The 16,466-nt window shown below is 36.1% G+C and carries 20 protein-coding genes; all 20 read right to left on the bottom strand.

The annotated features are described in order from the left end of the window. Window positions 1–39 precede the first annotated feature (39 nt). The 20 genes from MKY95_RS19655 to MKY95_RS19560 all read right to left on the bottom strand — a co-directional run bounded on the left by MKY95_RS19655 (window position 40) and on the right by MKY95_RS19560 (window position 16,437). A complete protein-coding gene (locus MKY95_RS19655) occupies window positions 40–348 on the bottom strand; it encodes a hypothetical protein (RefSeq protein ID WP_339194056.1) in 309 nt (102 codons plus the stop codon). A gap of 144 nt (window positions 349–492) precedes the next feature. Next, window positions 493–981, bottom strand: coding sequence for a hypothetical protein (locus tag MKY95_RS19650; protein ID WP_339194055.1), 489 nt, complete (start codon window positions 979–981; stop codon window positions 493–495). Continuing rightward, entirely contained in the window at window positions 971–2,005 is a 1,035-nt protein-coding gene (locus MKY95_RS19645; RefSeq protein ID WP_339194053.1) for a site-specific integrase, read from the bottom strand. The genes MKY95_RS19650 and MKY95_RS19645 overlap by 11 nt, the downstream gene beginning before the upstream one ends. Before the next feature lie 3 nt (window positions 2,006–2,008). Beyond that, window positions 2,009–3,016: a hypothetical protein gene (locus tag MKY95_RS19640; RefSeq protein WP_339194052.1), complete on the bottom strand. Its 1,008-nt coding sequence runs from the start codon at window positions 3,014–3,016 to the stop codon at window positions 2,009–2,011. 18 nt (window positions 3,017–3,034) lie between these two features. Continuing rightward, window positions 3,035–3,460: a hypothetical protein gene (locus MKY95_RS19635; protein ID WP_339194050.1), complete on the bottom strand. Its 426-nt coding sequence runs from the start codon at window positions 3,458–3,460 to the stop codon at window positions 3,035–3,037. Beyond that, window positions 3,450–3,932 (bottom strand): hypothetical protein, encoded by a 483-nt coding sequence (locus MKY95_RS19630; protein ID WP_091014520.1) that lies wholly within the window; start codon window positions 3,930–3,932, stop codon window positions 3,450–3,452. Before MKY95_RS19630 ends, MKY95_RS19635 begins: the two co-directional genes overlap by 11 nt. Window positions 3,933–3,948: 16 nt before the next feature. Beyond that, window positions 3,949–4,920, bottom strand: a complete 972-nt coding sequence (locus tag MKY95_RS19625; protein WP_339194048.1) for a glycosyltransferase — start codon at window positions 4,918–4,920, stop codon at window positions 3,949–3,951. Further along, a complete protein-coding gene (locus MKY95_RS19620; RefSeq protein ID WP_339194046.1) occupies window positions 4,910–5,917 on the bottom strand; it encodes a hypothetical protein in 1,008 nt (335 codons plus the stop codon). The genes MKY95_RS19625 and MKY95_RS19620 overlap by 11 nt, the downstream gene beginning before the upstream one ends. Then, window positions 5,880–6,659 carry a hypothetical protein gene (locus MKY95_RS19615; protein WP_339194045.1) on the bottom strand — a complete coding sequence of 260 codons (780 nt, stop codon included), beginning with the start codon at window positions 6,657–6,659 and terminating at the stop codon, window positions 5,880–5,882. The genes MKY95_RS19620 and MKY95_RS19615 overlap by 38 nt, the downstream gene beginning before the upstream one ends. 54 nt (window positions 6,660–6,713) lie before the next feature. Then, window positions 6,714–7,505 (bottom strand): hypothetical protein, encoded by a 792-nt coding sequence (locus MKY95_RS19610; RefSeq protein WP_339194043.1) that lies wholly within the window; start codon window positions 7,503–7,505, stop codon window positions 6,714–6,716. Between the two features lie 20 nt (window positions 7,506–7,525). After that, entirely contained in the window at window positions 7,526–8,245 is a 720-nt protein-coding gene (locus MKY95_RS19605; protein ID WP_339194042.1) for a hypothetical protein, read from the bottom strand. Then, window positions 8,242–8,712, bottom strand: a complete 471-nt coding sequence (locus MKY95_RS19600) for a hypothetical protein (RefSeq protein ID WP_339194040.1) — start codon at window positions 8,710–8,712, stop codon at window positions 8,242–8,244. The genes MKY95_RS19605 and MKY95_RS19600 overlap by 4 nt, the downstream gene beginning before the upstream one ends. Before the next feature lie 7 nt (window positions 8,713–8,719). After that, the gene (locus tag MKY95_RS19595) at window positions 8,720–9,232 is read right to left on the bottom strand and encodes a hypothetical protein (protein WP_339194039.1); all 513 of its coding nucleotides are present in this window, start codon (window positions 9,230–9,232) and stop codon (window positions 8,720–8,722) included. Window positions 9,233–9,243: 11 nt separating this feature from the next. Then, complete coding sequence (locus MKY95_RS19590; protein ID WP_339194037.1) at window positions 9,244–10,473, bottom strand: hypothetical protein; 1,230 nt, start codon at window positions 10,471–10,473, stop codon at window positions 9,244–9,246. Continuing rightward, entirely contained in the window at window positions 10,464–10,889 is a 426-nt protein-coding gene (locus MKY95_RS19585) for a hypothetical protein (protein WP_339194035.1), read from the bottom strand. Before MKY95_RS19585 ends, MKY95_RS19590 begins: the two co-directional genes overlap by 10 nt. A 15-nt stretch (window positions 10,890–10,904) precedes the next feature. Continuing rightward, complete coding sequence (locus tag MKY95_RS19580; protein ID WP_339194034.1) at window positions 10,905–11,573, bottom strand: hypothetical protein; 669 nt, start codon at window positions 11,571–11,573, stop codon at window positions 10,905–10,907. A 73-nt stretch (window positions 11,574–11,646) separates the two neighbouring features. Continuing rightward, complete coding sequence (locus MKY95_RS19575) at window positions 11,647–12,756, bottom strand: hypothetical protein (RefSeq protein ID WP_339194032.1); 1,110 nt, start codon at window positions 12,754–12,756, stop codon at window positions 11,647–11,649. 37 nt (window positions 12,757–12,793) lie between these two features. Continuing rightward, window positions 12,794–13,300 carry a hypothetical protein gene (locus tag MKY95_RS19570; protein WP_339194030.1) on the bottom strand — a complete coding sequence of 169 codons (507 nt, stop codon included), beginning with the start codon at window positions 13,298–13,300 and terminating at the stop codon, window positions 12,794–12,796. A 27-nt stretch (window positions 13,301–13,327) separates the two neighbouring features. Then, on the bottom strand, window positions 13,328–14,848 hold the full coding sequence (locus MKY95_RS19565; RefSeq protein ID WP_339194028.1) for a hypothetical protein: 1,521 nt from the start codon (window positions 14,846–14,848) through the stop codon (window positions 13,328–13,330). A gap of 23 nt (window positions 14,849–14,871) precedes the next feature. Then, on the bottom strand, window positions 14,872–16,437 hold the full coding sequence (locus tag MKY95_RS19560; protein WP_339194026.1) for a hypothetical protein: 1,566 nt from the start codon (window positions 16,435–16,437) through the stop codon (window positions 14,872–14,874). Between the last annotated feature and the right edge of the window lie 29 nt (window positions 16,438–16,466).

Here is a 16,466-nt window from a genome sequence, read left to right as displayed (position 1 = left end):
AAATAAAAAAGAAGCGATTCAAATGATCGCTTCTAATGTTTACTCATATTCAATTTGTTCAACTAATTCACACATCAGATCATAAATATCAGCATCCTTGCCCTCGAATGTTTCAGGCGAATGGTTGATTACACTATCTTTCACAGATTCCAGCATTTCACGGTTATTCTCATCCTGATCAATGACAAAATGTTCATTATAAAGTTCGTTTATATCATTCAGACGTTTAACATCGTCTTTAAGTGTATACTTATCATCAATCATAACTGGTTGACTATTTTCGTCATAGACCAGATATTCTTTATTGATCTCATTTACTTCATTCATAACCGATTGATACTTGTCCATGATAATTTTCTTGAATCTAGTTCTAAGTCGAGATGCTTTGCGCTCCAAATTAAGCGAGTGGAGGTATGATGCTAAAGTCTCAAGTTGATAATTATAAATTTTCATTTTTTGCTCCCTTAAAATCAAAATGAAATGGTAATTTTACTAAAACCGTTTATATGCAAATGGGATAACCTTATCTCTAATTTGTGACTGCATCAAATGATCGTATATTCCTATACCTGCACCACTGGTGTCAATATGGACAAAGTCTATATTTTTACGTGCCACATGATAAATAATAAACTCAGATATAGATTTGCTACTCTGGTTGTCTGTCTCAGTGAGTGAGGTGGTCTGAATGGTCTTATTTTCTATGTCTTTAATAGTGACATTTGTTTTTTCTCTTCCGTAATCGACATCCATAATCACATTCGATTTTTGAATTGGGACAGATACACATTTTGAATGGCCTATGGTGGAAGTGATTTGGGGGAGCAGATGAGGCGAGGGGACAATACTAGGCGATGGGAAGGGAGAATATTTCTTCATGTCAATGACCAACTGATTAATATGTTTCTCCATTTTTAAGTTGAATTCCAAAACTTCCTCTGGTGTACCTTCAACTTCAATTCCATTGATTTTAGCTTTCAACTTGTTTATCATCCTCTTTCCTTTTCTTGTTCTTGAGTTTGTTAATCTTATCTCTGACTTCAGCTTTAGATTGAGGTCTAATGTATGATTGCCTTGTAGTTTCAATAGATTTATGATTGGCGAGCTCTGCTGCAAGCGACATATCGCCCGTCTTCTCATAGATGGAATTCAATTGTGTTTTACGTATGCAGTGGGCATGGAAGTCGTCCAGTCCAACAATCTCACCAATCTTACGGATGCGATTTTGAATTGTACCTTTATCCATTGCTTTATATTCATTTCTGTAACGAGTGATGAACAATGAGTCCACTTTTAAGTCGTCCATTTCTTTACGCATCTCAAGCCAAGTGGAGATCAATTCTTTACCTTCTTCTGAGAATACAACCTCAACTTTATATCCGCGTTTTTCACGAATATCGGTAAACATCATATTCTCTAAATCGAGAGAGGAGAGGGTTAGTTTTGAAATTGCACCAATACGGTTGGCTGATTCAAGCATAACTTCCCAAATAATCTGATCCTGAATATCATATTTCTTCGTATCTTCTTTCAATCCAACACGAATTAACTCCATTTCTTCATCATTCAAGAAGTAGGAGTTGATAATCTTTTCCTCGTTTGCACCCTTCATACGTTCTAATTGTTTATCAAAAGGATGTCTATCTACATATTTACGTTTAATGCTCCACAGATAAAACGAACTAACAGCAGATAGTTTAGTGTTAATTACTTTCTTATTATTCTTCAACGTTTCTTGACAGAAGGCAATAAATGATTCCATTATTTCTACAGCGTTTTCGAAGAACTCTTCACTATACAAATTGATATTGTCCCATTCCTCAGATAAGAAAACGAGAAATTGATTGAAGTAGTTCTCATATGCCCTATATGTAGTTTCTTTGACATCACGGTTCTTAATAATACTACTATGTAAGTATTTCTCATAAAGCTTCTTGTTTTCTGGAGAAATTAGAGCTTTACGTTCGTTTGTGAAATATCTAATTTTAATTATCTTTGTTGCCAAATCCTAACACACCCTAATTTCATATTGATCTGGATTTCCACTATAAACTTCTTCGTAAGTGAGCCAAGTGGGGCGTTTAATTTCAAATAAAAAAGAAAACATCTCGTCTAATGTTTTCCCTTTGAAATCTTGTGGATATAAAACTTTGTAGTTAAATTCTTTGAGTAGAGTATCAAGTTTATGGTCGAACCTTTTCTTGTAATCTCTTTCCATGCTGCTAACGTGATCTCTGTAAGGATACAATCCAGCAATCTCTAACCAAACAAATTCACCGTTATGCAAAATTACATAGTCACAATCTTTTTTACCTTCATATACTTCAATCCACTCATGATATAATACATTTCTAAGATAAGAGATTCCGTGTTTACGTAGATAGGTCGAAACATCGAACTCGAAATGACTCTTACACACTTCACCATTACTAAACTCATGATGGGACCCAGCAGTTCCTTCATTGACTTCAAAACCGTAATGAAGAAGGGTTTTATTCCATGATCCAAACCTATTCTGATAACACCAAAAAGAAGGATAGTCTGGATTAGTATTAAACTCTTTTAGTTTAGGTGGACGACCATTGATCTCATAGAATCTCATAAAATGTGTTTTTAAATCTTCATCTGAATAATGAGTTACTTTTGCTTTGAATCCAGCAACTTCAATGGCTTTTCCCCAAGATCCAAACAACTTTCTGAAATTAGAAGCATCAATGTATCCATTTGATTTTTTCATATCCCTAGAAAGAGGCACTCTACCATTTTCTTTGTAGAATCTATGTATTTCAGGTATTAGACTTTCTTTACTGTGCTTAATTGGATCTGGTACATCAAAACCTGCCATACGTAACGCTTCCCAAAATGACTCAAAGTGATTTGTGAATGTTTTACGATTGGGATACCCATCTAATTTATCGAAATCGGTAGGGTTTGGGATTCGGCTATATTCTCTATAAAACCTTTTTAATTCACCAATAAGATGAGATCTCTTATATCCACAATATTTACTATTCAAATATTAATCACCTCCAATTTATTTCAATTTGATATTCTGGCGCTTCAAGCCTCTATACATAGCCGCTTTGTGAGCACCAGTATTTCTCAACTCTTCTCGTGTTGCCTCAGTGAATGGACGTGGCACACCTGCATACTCAAATCCGTATTGGTAATTCTGGCCTGATTCAACAACTTCAGCAACATTTCTATCGCCATCTGAACGAACATTCTCAACTACTAGAGTTGTTTCATTAATCAACTCAGACTTCATGCTTTCTTCGCTACCCAATAGACCTGTTCGAGAATACATAGTTGGTTCATACACATCATAGACTTCTTCTTTTACTTTTTCTTTTTGAATTTGCTTAACAGTGTTAGCTACATCATTAACCAATGCTTTTCCAATAGGTTGATTCAACTTTTGTAGAAACTTAATTAAATCCTGTTGTGTCTTAACCTGCATCTGCAATTTCCTGAGCTTGAGCAACTGAGTAGACAGCCATCTCAGCAATTACTTTAGCTGCATTTTGTTGAGCTACTTTGAATCGTTCTTCGAGTTTATCAAGTTCAGATTTAGGGAACTCATTGATCACCTCATTGGTGATTCCATTGTCCATAAATTTTCGAGAAATACCGATCAATGCACCCAAGTCCATTTTTTTGGGAAATGGAAGGTCGGTAAATTTCTTCATCATGAGAACATTAAACAGACTCAGCGTACCTCTGATTAGGACATCATCAATCTCTGTCTTAGACCTGAGCTCCTCAACTAGTGCAATATACTCTGTGACAACATCGTCCATCAACGACTCACGGAAAAATGTGTGTATATTTACTTCATATTTTTTTGGGGTTACGTATACTGTTTTTCGCTTGTTGTTCTCATTGTCAACAGTATTCAACTTAGCTAGTGTAAGCTTATTTGATTTTGCCATTTATTCATATCTCCCTTTATGTTTTGTGCCCATGATAAGCATTGATAACTTGCTCAGCTCTTAAGTTGTAATTATGATACCTGTACACGAATTCTTGTGCTTTTTTAGCCTTCTGTTCACGTTGTATATCTGTCATACTCAATACTTCATTAACCATCAATAACATCTCATCAGTATTCCTAGGTAAATAAACATGATCATGGAATAAATATTGCTGGGCAGGAGTGAAAGGGGAAATAAGAATACCTCCTCCTATGCCAAGACTCTCCGTAGGTCTCATAGATGTTTGAGTTATAGACTTATCATCTAAATTTTGTCCGAGAATTATCTTGCTAGAGGAGTATAAGTAAGGAAGATCTTCGTATGCACCATATCCTTTGTAGGTGGAAGGATGACTCTGCAAATTTACTACACGGTTCGAATCCATCCACCACTCATTACCGAAGATACTTACATCGTAACCATGCTCTACAACTGGCATGATGAATTTTCTCGTTTGTTCAAATCTACGCTCATAGTTATTTGCAATAAGCACAATATCTCTTTGTATACCTGAATCGATTCGTTTGTGAAATTCAGGATTACATCCAAACAACATCAGCTCCGCTTGTTTGCCTTTATTCCAATAGTTAGGAAGACACTCAGCAGTTGTTGTAAAAATATAATCAGCATAATCTGACCAGTAGTCGCCAATCCAATGATCAAAAGGAGTATCTTCAATGGAAAAGAATGCGTGGAATATTCCCTTTTCTTTTGTGTGTTCAAATATGCCTTCAGCAAAGTTAGCAAAACACTCAGAAAATACGATATCTACATGATTGTTCTCTATGTATTTCTTAAAAAGTTCAACCTGAGTTTCCTTATCCTTGTCCCATAATTGATATTTGCCATCCATAATATGTACTTCATGTCCAAGATTTTTAAAGCCTGAAGCAATACCGTATTTGATCAGAGATGAATTGTTCGTAAATAAAACTTTAAGACCCAATCACATCACCACTTTTCAGTGTATATTCCTCAATAGCCTTTTCAATTTGCTGATATCGAACTTCCCAAGTATTATCGGAAGCAATTCGCTTAGCTTCATCTTTAAATCCTTTTTCTTTAGATTTAGCAATCGCTTCATCAACTTTTTTCAGAAACTCTTCATCGTTGTCTGCTGTAAGCACTGCTGATGGATACAGGTCTGTTTCATGCCACTTCGTAGCCACAGTAATTGTTCCAGCAGCCAAGTGTTCATACATTTTTACTGGAGAGGCTGATTGGGTAATGTTTGTTTTTGTATTAAAGGGGATAAGACATACATCTGCATGAGCGTAATAGTCATATAACTCATCATGATTTTTGCATCCTAGATTGATGACATTTGAGGGGCACTGCTTACCGAACTCTAAACCCACAAATACAGTGGGGTATTTTTCTGCTACTTTCTTAATCAAATATGTACTCGTCCACGAACCTAGAGCGCCAACAAATGCAACAATAGGGCCATCGATATTTTCATATTCTTTAGGTTTATTGGATGGTTTATTGATATATTCAGATGGAGCAGCATTGCGCACTAGATGAACATTGTCGTGCATTTTGCTTCGAATGTCATACAGCCTCTGACTTGAAGTAAGCATTATGTCTGCACTGTTTACGGCAAACTCTTCATATATTTCCCAATCTGGAAACTCATCGATACTATCGTAAATGTTGATTTTAGCATTCACCTTACTAAAGTGTTCGGCTGACTTTGCCCATGTAGCATAGGCCACATCGATTTTATATTTACCGTGTTTGATATCTTTCATAAATGAATCAAAATTATGGATTACATAAATGTTAGGTTCAACCTCTTCAATAGGCTTCTCGGATTGAGTGTTATTGCAAAAGTAAACTGTCCATCCGTTACGTGCGAACTGCGAAAGTATCTGTTGTGGACGTTGTTTTAAAAATTCCCAGTTAAGGACGGGAAAGTAGAGTATCGTTTTTTGCTTCATTAATAAACTCCCTTAATTGTTGTTCAGACATAATGTGCTGACTATAAGCAAATAAATCACAAAAAAGCTCAAAGCCATTGTCTTGAGCCATCTTACAGAAATATGCGTCTTCGCCTTGTGGATGAAATCCGTATTTTATAGACTTATAAACCGATTTATCTAATAAAATGACTGCTCCAGTAAGATCTACTCGTTGCAACTTAGAACAGAGTAGGGCAGGGGCGGTCTTAACATGATAATTTGTTATATGCCGATATTGACTCTTATCATCCAACTGCATGATATTTGGATAAAGGTATGGCTTTTCTTTATTGGTCAAATATCCATTGTAAATCAATCCCGATATAATCTTTTTCCCATGCTTGAGTAACTTAGTAATGACATCAGGTTTTACAAGGATATCTGTATCGATAAAAATCAATTTATCGGTTCGAACTTTGCTCATAATGTAATTCTTTAAGTTGCTCAAACTTCTATATATGTATTTGTTTCTTACCGAAAACTCTCGCTCATCTTCGGGTAAATTATTGTTGATTACATCGATTCTTATATTATTGTACAAACCTTTGTTGTCTTTTTTAAATTCTGTCAGCAACTCAAATGTTCTGTCTAAACTATCATTAACAACAAAATGCAGATCGATTAATGATTTAGGATAATTGATCTCAAAAATACTAAGTAAATATTGTGGAAGTATCCACTCTCTATTTCTTACTGGTGCAGCAATCGTAATTGTCTTCATATTTACTCCTAGAAAAAAATAGGGCTAAGCCAATTAGACTCAGCCCTATGTATTTTAATCTTTATAGATAATCTCATCTTTCATAACTTCAATACCATTGATCCGAACAGGGAACAAATCAAACACCAGAGTTAAGGATGCTGGATCTCCTGTAGGAGAATATGTGACAGTGAAGTTTGGTTGTAATTTTGCTTTGTAATAAATTTGTTGAGAAGAGGTAATATCGCCACCAATTTCTTCGGCATACACAGTATCACCAATGAGCTTAACATAGCCTGGGAAACCTTTAGTCGTATAAGAAAGTTTAGCAGCGTTTGCAGCAGTAAACTGGTAGTAAACTTCAACATCTTCACCAATATTAGATGTTGAAGTGCTTGCAAGTTTCACCACACTGCCTGTCACAGAATCAATCTCTTGAATATCCGTTTTAATACCACCGATATAGGAGAATACACTAACTGTACTTGCGTTACCAATCGGAGCTTTGGAAAGAGTAACTTGTTTTCCACCACTTCCGTCATCTTCGACAGTTAGTACCTCAGATTTATTGATATTCTGAGCACCGTGTTTGATGGGTTCTCCTGCAAGCATCGCCAAGTGCTGGAATGTAAAAACTTGTGTTTCGACGGTCAATGTAGAGTCTTTATCTCCAGACCAAGAGTGACGTTTAGGGTTTCCATCTCCACCGCGACTATATACAGTTTCACCAGTCCACTCATTGCTAGTGGTGGTGGCATAATCAAATGTCATAATTGGATCAAGCACATTGGGTGTACTAGAAACATAGTTGAAGATTTGTAAGTTAAGATTGTTACGTGAGCCGTAACGATCAAGATGTAGTGCCATTAAAAAACCTCCGTATTAAATTATAATTTTGTTTTTTTGATCCATTCAGGTAGTTTATCATCTTTTCCTAAGTGCCCATTTGCCCACACAGGCAAAATACGATCAAAGCTATCTTTGGTAGTTAATCGTTCGAACTGTTCATACACTTGATAAATAGTCAGATTTTTAACGTTGAAAATATCTATTCCATTTCCATTGGCAGCACAAAGAACAGAGAGGATGTCTTTAAAATCAAGTCCATCATCCTGTTTCTTTTGTTTTTGTTCGAACATCATCATTTTCTTCAACATCTCTTTGGCCTTACTGCTTGTTGTGTTGAGTTTCTCAGATTCAGCCTTACTGCAATTCAATTGCTTAATTACGTCTGCAATTTCTAAATAGTTATTTCTAGAAATTAAAACCCTATCTTCTAACATGAATGCTTGATAAATGGGATCAAATTCAACTTCACCATGGACAAAGAAACTGAGCGAACTTGCAATGTGATTTCTAATTGCTTCCTCACTGGTTAGTATCTCAAAATCATCTAGTTCAGAAATTTCGTTAATTGCATCATTTGAAACACCAAACAAGTCAGACAGTATCATATTTTTATCAAAAGAACATAGCGTAAGCTTTATCATGTAGTCCTGATACCCAACCGAAGAGATATCGTTAACAGTAGGAGAGAAAATTCTCAAGCCAGAATCCAAAGCATAGGGGTGGCCCAAGAACAAAGCTAACCGATCTAGTTCTATCAATTGAAATCACACACTTTGTAACTTATGTATGAACCATGATAACCAGGATTCATGCTTAAAGCATCCATATCATAAAACTCTGCCTTACCGACACCTAAACCTTCAGCTTCATTAAATATCTCATCTAGCTTTGTGATTATATAATCAGTACGAAGACAGCCATAAGCTGTTCTAAATAGATCCTGATGGGTAAAAACGCTAAAAGTGATTAGTCCACTTTTAAATGAGGATTTAGTAGGTCTATATTTACCAAAGGAGATAGTTATATATGTCTTTTTCTGATCAGAGGTTCCGGGGATGAAGCGATGGGGGAACAGTGAACTGTAAAGTAAAGAGGCATTATCAAAGTCTGGTTGCTCAAGGAAATTCAATTCATTATATTTCAGAGCTTTCATGATTTCATTAGAAGAAAGTATCTTGTCAATAACGGTCGTTTTATCTCTTGCTATACTCTCGAATCTAGACATAGCACACCTACTTTACAGTATAATTTCGGCGTATCTTATAATCGAGAGGCCCAACTTCATCGACTTGACGGGTGTCGTCAAACGTAGACATAACTGTTAATAGCTGTGCTGGCGATTGTGGTACAGTCCTGTGAATTTCTTCTCCACGACTGTTATGTACGGTTAGTATGTATTCGTTTCCTGAAACAATCAATTCACCTTGTTCATAAATCACACTAACACATTTCAAAGCATCAATTGCGCTTCCTTTATTAGTATGTTTAGATTTGTCAAAGGCAACTTTGAGTTTATTGTCAGTACCAACTGAGTACACATATTCATATTGAGGATTGATTGCCACATCCAGATCTGCATCAATGATTTCAAGAGTCGGTGTCGCACTCATAACAATGTCGCCATCGAGACCAGATGAATGTTGTTTAGATAGGGGAAGAGGAGAAAATACGAGATAGTTGTTTACTAAACCTTCAACAAACCTATCAACTTTAAGTTCTCCAAGTCTTACAATAGCTTGACCCATGAACACACTCCTTATATTAGTGATTTAATTTTTATTTCTTTCTGTCCTGATGACAGGCCATTTGCATTTTTGACATGCAAAATAACAGTACCTAAACTACGGTTACTGTTTGCTTTGACTATACATGTATTTGCTATAGGATCTTGCGAGGATATTGAAGCGAGGAGAGTAGAATTTCCATCTACAGAAGTTAATGAAAATGAACTTTCATCAGAAATTTTCATTCCATTGTTATAGAAGTTAGCCACATAAGTAGACTCGCGGTTTAAGTAAATATCATTTGCTCCGTCTATTGTAGCGTCATAGTCATAATGGATGGTGGGGGCTACATAAATATTCAGTTGTTTTTCAATGCCATAAACTGAAACAGTAATAATTGTTTCGCCTGATTCATGGATAGTAATTATTCCTTGCTCATCCACACTAATCAAATCAGTATTCGAACTGGAGTATTCAAGTTGCGGATCACTTATTTCTGATCCGTTTCTTATTACTCGGACATTGATTCTTGCGGATTGATTGATGCTTAGAGATAGTGGATTGTCATTGAGGATATGCAATTCATATTTACCTAACTTGTGGTAGTCAGCAATACCCAATTCAAGATTGTCTTTGACTGGATCAATTTGATCTGACTGTAAACTCAAATTTACCAATCCATCATCAGACATATAATCTGTATCAATCACTTTGAATGCTTCACTACCAATAATAAAACGTGTGTCACGCTGAATTGATTGTGTTTCGACATTGTTACTCACTACAATTTGTCTTCGTCCCGCAGGTAAATTCATTACCTTATCTTCTTCAGTTCCGAAATTCGAACGGGCGTTAAAGTAAAGAATAGATGGGAAGGTTTGAATAAATCCATCTTGATTAATCCATTTAAGATCAAAATTACATTTTTCAATCTTGCCTTTTTGATAGAGTGAATTATCTTCAACATGGAGACATATCCATTGATCACCATTGTCTTGAGTGACTTTATCTCCAGCGTGGATTGTTAACCCCGGATACATAGCTATAGATTTTATTGTTGGAACTTTGCCATTGGTTATTATGTGCACAGGAGAAGTCTCTGTTGAATCATTAAGTTTAACTTCTTCGTATGAGAGCGAATAGAAAAAATCATTATTGATTATATTAACATTCTGTTGTCTCTTATATTGCGGGACAGAAGAAGGGATACCCTTAATACGAGCATTTAAACTTTTGTAAGCAATAATTACACCTACTTCCATTCATATGAAGAGTAAGAGTATCGAACAATGAGGTTGTTAACACGCTCTTGGATGTTATCTCTTAAGTCCATTTTCGCTTTTAAGTTATTTGATTCTGCGTATCTTTTGAAGTCGGAATTATTTAAAGCTAATCTCATTTCTAAAACATTATTAACTTCTTTATCCATCCATTCAACCTTCATCATTTCGGCAAGAATCTCTTCTTCTAATTCAGAAAGAGTGATGTTGAAGCACTTGTTATTTTCATCTCTTTCAAATAGATTCTTTCTACAGTGCGTGAATTTTGCTATAGATGATTTTAAAAAGCTGAAAATATAATCTTCATAAGTATCAGTTGATTCTCTAAACAATTCATCCAACATATAATCTTGAATTTTCGTGCTGAAACGTTCATAGATATTTACAAATGGAGTCATTTAAACACGCCCATCTTAATTTTGCTCTTGGCTTGCCAACTCAATCAAACTGTTCCCAATGTAATCATCGATAGCTTTGATTTTATTGAAATCCCCAAATCGATTATCTTGAGATTTGATTCCTTGAATATATCGTTGAATAAAAGTCTCTTTTTGAACTTTAGTCAGCCCTTTTAAAACAGACATCATTTCAACGGTTGGTAAATCAACCAACTTATCAAGTCGGTCTCTGTTTAAAATATTTTCATAATCTGAATCAAGATAGAGAGCTTTCACGACATTCTTATTCAAGATGAAGAATGCTCCATTACGAGTTAGCTCAGGATGATTGTAGTAAATAGCTCGCAGTTCTTCGTATGTTACGGATCGCGTAGCACCAAACTCTGGAAGGTAGAGTGGTTGAGGAGAGTTGCCTTTTAAGTTCAACCCACCTTCAATCAGACTTACAATCTTAACTAATTGATTTGAGTTGATATTCAATTCTTCTTCAATGTCGTAATACTCATCTTTTACTTTTTCGACAGTTGCAGGTACTGACTGGGTCGCAACTTTGTCTTCAAGCAATTGCTTAACCATAGCTCTTAGCTCTTCAATCTCAGTTGACATCTTTTCTTTTTCTAAAGAACTTTCATCTGCAACATCTTTTGCAGGTTCAGCATTAGCTGTCTTTCTCGGTGCCGCCATAAATTAAAACACTCCCTTTGTAAATATAAAATAGGGGTACTATATATAAGCACCCCTTCTAATTTAAATATTATTATGCCAATGAATTCCACATTGCATATCGACCACTGGTTACGATTTTTACATCCCACCGTTGATGGATAGTGTAGTCGACGGACAAGTCGGCATTTTGAGTTGCCTGAGATTCAATGATTTGAGTGTTACCCTCGAAGCCGATTTTAACAATCTTTTGAACAGCAGAGGAGAGAATCAGTAGTGTTTCTTCGTCAATAGCGAAGTCATCTGTGTTCGGAATCAAACGCTGTTCCAACTCAAATAGATCAGTGCCTTGGAAGTTTGTGAGGTATCCGTGTGTGTTGTATTTATCACCAAGGCCAAACTTAAAGTATTGGTCGGCAGGTACAACTTTGGACAATGCCAATTTTGAACCGAAAGCGGCAGCAGTACCACCACCATTGGCAGCAACAGTGCGCTGTGTCAATCGGTTAAATTTATCTTGTGCAAATGCGCCAGTTTCCTTGTAGCCAGCACCCAATGTAGGATAGCTATCGATAATTGCATTATATACATCAACTGTGATTTGAGTCTCTACTGAACGCACAACTCGCGTAACGAATTCGCCCCAGTTCACTTTACCAGAGACAATTCGATACCAGTCTTCTCCTACTGTGATGATATGATTGACGGGTGTAAGAATTACATCACTACCAAGCAAACGTTGACGTGTTCCTTTGCGTTTACCATTGGAGGCGGTTGACACAACGAACAAATCACTATTTGGTACATTAAATACCAGATTATCTCCCCAACCTACAGATTTGACATCGGCAAATTGACTAAAGTTATCCATGACTGTCTCAGGTACGATAATATCCAACATCTCAGAAATGAGAGAGAACATTGTCCATTTTACAGTAGGGTGACTTTGAAGTGCTGTTTCATTGAATTGATGCTCGGAAGGGAGGTTTGCATATTTGACAGCAATAGATGTTAAATTTTTAGAGAACAAATTTTGCTTGTCTTGCAAAGACAGAGTTCCAGCATATTGGCGAAGCTTACTTTTTTCAGATTCACTTTTGGAGTTTTCATAGCGAAAATGACGGAAGAGTTCTACGCCAGCCTCTACGATATCTTTTTGTTGCTCATCGAGTTTGTTGTATCTCATAGAAAAGTATGGTTTCATTTAATTGTTATCTCCTTGAATTATAATATTGGTTAGATTAAACAGAACGTACAACGAGCAGTTTAGTAGCAGGGATACGACGATTTCCTACAGAGATTGTTGTTTTATCGACAACTTGCATAGCAACCAGAGTATTCCCAGTCAGATCATCTGCGGCAGAGGGTTTAATAGCTCCATTTACAGGTACAACATATTTACCTTTTGCTGTCACTCCAGTAATACCATCATCTGTAATAGTGAAATCATCCCCGACTTTCAAGTGAAAACCAGTAGCTGGACGATTGGCGGGGTTAGTAAACAGAGTTACATCAGTAAGGTCTACACGCAGACCGTTCACTTCGATCAATTCAGGTGACCGAACCAGCAAAACTTCTTGTTTAGTGACATCAGTGGGGGTTGCCGCTACATACAGGTCTGGCTGACCAGAAACTTGAGAAGTGATGGCTACAAAGCTACCATTAGGCATTTCTTCGGTATTTCTTACATTTTTAACAAAGGCATCAACATTAGTTCCTGCCATAGTACCTAGATTAACAATTTGCATTTAAAAATCTCCTTTAATTATGTATAATTATTGTTTTAGACGAGACCAAACATCTTTTGATGTAGATGCTTCAGGTTTTTCATCATTTTCGATAGGCAATGTACCCATTTGACTAAAATCTACTTTCACATCTTTATTGCTTTCGGAAATTCTATCATAGGCAAATGCTTTGATATCTTTTTCAAACTCAATAACAGAATTGTAAGAAGCGACTTTCTCACGCCATTCAGTCAACTCTTCTTTGGAGAAGGCTCGTGCAATTTTCGAAAAGATGACTTCAACTTGCTCGTTTTTCTCTTTGTCTTCGACTGATTTTTGATATTCTTTTAGTTGCTCAATAGTAGCATTCAGTCCTTGAATTTCACTTTCTTTTTGAGTCAGTTGCTCCTGAACAACGCTAAACTTATCGTTCAGTTCAATGTAATCGTTTTGTTTAGTGGAAATTTCATCTTTGAGATCATTGATTGCTTTTACCGCATACTCTTTATGTTCATCAACTACTACTTTTGCAAAACTCACTTCAACTTCATCAGCACTGCCATTGTCCCAATCGGTTGGTACATATTTAATCTTAGTTGCAGATTCAAAGTTGAAGGAAGCATTGTCACCATTCTTTGAATATGGGATTCGCACATCTTGATAGTCATTCATTCGATCTACCGCATAGACATTTTGATCATCAAAGTCACGCAAGTAATATCTTACAACCTCAATCTCTTCATCCCACCAATTCATTGTTTCGTATTTAACTTCTGAAAGTTTACGACTCAATTCCTCGCTAAGTTGTCCAACTGTGAGATTAAAGGAGGTTGCGATTTCTTTTTTAGTTTTCAATTCTTCGTTCTCCCTTTGTTCAGTTTCTTTTATTTCATTTGTTGCAAAGTTCTGTTTAAATTTTTCCATCATGGTGTTAACTTCATCTGAAAATTCTGAAAAGTCAGTAGAGGTGAATTGTAATTCTATTGTTGAGTTTTGCATGGCTGGTTGAATGTTTTCGCCAAGCCCACATGCACCATAGAACTGAAACTTAGTGAAGTGGAAGCAATTATCGTCTCCCCATTCACCCTCAAATTCATCTGATAGCTCCATAGACTGGCCTTTAACAATATCTCTATTCATAATGTCAACAGAATCATCAAATTTAGTCCACAACAGTGCCTCAACCGTTAAAAATGTTCTTGTTACACCATCGTCACACAATCTATCCTCGAATGCAGCATTATTAGACTCAGGAATAATACCTATAGCTTTACCAAGATATTTAGTGGCTATGTCGCCGTCTTTTCTGACTAGGATTTCACGGTGATCTGAAAAGTCAACTTGTCCAGTTGAACGATTGTTTTCTACATATGCAAGTACTGGAGTGTTACTGAGAGAGGGGATGGCTTTTTCAATTACTTCTTTTGAGAAATAAGAGCCATTATGATTTTTACCAGTGTGACAAAGCCAAATTTTTACCTTTTGGAACCTAATATCTGATTCTTTCGATTCATATGTATTTACAGATTGAAAAAGTATTGGTATGTTTCTAGAAACTTTGTTGCTCAATTAATTATCACCTCCCTTCATTATTAAATGTCCAAATTTGAGTCGTTGTCTCGTGTTTTTTCTCCGCTATCAGTAAGATTAGATTTTTGCGGAGCACCGACTTCATTACCTGATTGGACATGAGAAGAGGAGAGAGGACGCATTCTGTCTTTTAGGTCAATTGAATCTTCAAGGTTTATTAAATTGGAGAATTCTTGTGGGGTTTTCCCCATCGCTGTAGCAACGTATGTTACCGGAGCTCCATATTGTGCGGCTTTTATGGCACGATCAAATCTCTCTTGTTGATCAAATCGAGTACCCTCAAGATGACATTTAAACCTGTATTTACCCGTTGTTTGACGCAACTGGAAGTTAATAAATCTTTCGAACTGTCTATAAATTCTATATACAAACATTTCATCGGTTTTAATGGATGCCGCTAAACCAGAACCATTCAGTTGTTTTTCACCAAATAATACAGGGGATGTACCTGATGTTTCCCAGAACTCACTATTACCCAAACCTACAATACTATCCTTGCTATCCGCTTGCTTGAAATCTAGCGCTTCAGTTTCCAAAGGGGTAGTTACAACTTTAACTCCTTGAGGTACAGCGGCTTGCATAAGCGCAGAAAATTGACCAGCAGTATCAGCCATGATTGCAAAGTCATCTTTTTGTTTTCCACTTTTTCCTGCACCATCTTTATGCATAGGAATCTTATTGACCAATAGCTTCCATACATCTAAAGAGGTTTTTGTTTTAAGCAATTCTTTGTAATTGACGATTTCAATACTATCTAAAAACAATCCCATGAGAGGAGGAGAGATGCCAGCGCGAGTATCATCAAACTTAAACGTCCATGCTTTAGCTGGATCTAGTTTTTGCCAATAGCTATATTGACCAGTTTCATATCCAGATTTCTTCTTAGAATGTTCTTTTTCACCAATAAAATTATTGTAGTATTCTCGAAAGTCGGGATGAAAATCATCTAAGCTTACACCCGGATTTAGAAAGTACGACATGTTGAACGCATACTGGTATCCTATATCATTTCTTGACCATATCTTACAATAGTTGCTTGGTAATTCTTGAAGTCGTATACCATTTTCACTTTCACGAAGATAATAGTATTTTGCATCTTCGAGAATCATTCCTTCAGCTACCTTATGTAGTTCAGACACTAGATCAAAATCTTCGATCCACTGCAATGCCTTAGAATAAGACTTTTTGAATGCTTTACTTTTCATGTCTTCGGCATCTGCATTTGTTGGTTCCAAATAGTGGTCGTATGTAAGTATTTCAGACATATAGATAACAAGTTTCTTGAACTGCATGATGAAATTGAACAAGTATTGAGATAAATCCTTCAATTCTCGTTCGTGATTTTTCGGATCTGCCAACATTCTTTTTACACTATCACGGTTAAATTTAGCAGGAGACATATTCATATCTTTTAGAATTTGATTTTGCCAAATTGGACTAATCATTGACGGATTGTTCATAGCACTGAACAAAACTTGTGTGAATTTCTTTGCGTACTCTTCGTTAAAATCAATGATGGGTTCTTCTGTCGCTTCTTTTGCTTCCGGTTTCTTAGGTGTGTTTTTCATTTTTCACCCACTTTCATTTATGTGTATGG

It is taken from the genome of Paenibacillus sp. FSL P4-0176, assembly GCF_037975265.1.
Lineage (GTDB): Bacteria > Bacillota > Bacilli > Paenibacillales > Paenibacillaceae > Paenibacillus > Paenibacillus amylolyticus.
Note: the sequence above shows the minus strand (reverse complement) of the source record. Positions and strands in the feature narration are given on the sequence as shown.

Coding starts and splice junctions, on each gene's coding strand:
- MKY95_RS19655 (WP_339194056.1), bottom strand. CDS start 348: ATGGACAAGTATCAATCGGTTATGAATGAAGTAAATGAGATCAATAAA.
- MKY95_RS19620 (WP_339194046.1), bottom strand. CDS start 5,917: ATGAAGCAAAAAACGATACTCTACTTTCCCGTCCTTAACTGGGAATTT.
- MKY95_RS19600 (WP_339194040.1), bottom strand. CDS start 8,712: ATGTCTAGATTCGAGAGTATAGCAAGAGATAAAACGACCGTTATTGAC.
- MKY95_RS19560 (WP_339194026.1), bottom strand. CDS start 16,437: ATGAAAAACACACCTAAGAAACCGGAAGCAAAAGAAGCGACAGAAGAA.
- MKY95_RS19580 (WP_339194034.1), bottom strand. CDS start 11,573: ATGGCGGCACCGAGAAAGACAGCTAATGCTGAACCTGCAAAAGATGTT.
- MKY95_RS19590 (WP_339194037.1), bottom strand. CDS start 10,473: ATGGAAGTAGGTGTAATTATTGCTTACAAAAGTTTAAATGCTCGTATT.
- MKY95_RS19570 (WP_339194030.1), bottom strand. CDS start 13,300: ATGCAAATTGTTAATCTAGGTACTATGGCAGGAACTAATGTTGATGCC.
- MKY95_RS19575 (WP_339194032.1), bottom strand. CDS start 12,756: ATGAAACCATACTTTTCTATGAGATACAACAAACTCGATGAGCAACAA.
- MKY95_RS19595 (WP_339194039.1), bottom strand. CDS start 9,232: ATGGGTCAAGCTATTGTAAGACTTGGAGAACTTAAAGTTGATAGGTTT.
- MKY95_RS19610 (WP_339194043.1), bottom strand. CDS start 7,505: ATGGCACTACATCTTGATCGTTACGGCTCACGTAACAATCTTAACTTA.
- MKY95_RS19635 (WP_339194050.1), bottom strand. CDS start 3,460: ATGCAGGTTAAGACACAACAGGATTTAATTAAGTTTCTACAAAAGTTG.
- MKY95_RS19630 (WP_091014520.1), bottom strand. CDS start 3,932: ATGGCAAAATCAAATAAGCTTACACTAGCTAAGTTGAATACTGTTGAC.
- MKY95_RS19615 (WP_339194045.1), bottom strand. CDS start 6,659: ATGAAGACAATTACGATTGCTGCACCAGTAAGAAATAGAGAGTGGATA.
- MKY95_RS19585 (WP_339194035.1), bottom strand. CDS start 10,889: ATGACTCCATTTGTAAATATCTATGAACGTTTCAGCACGAAAATTCAA.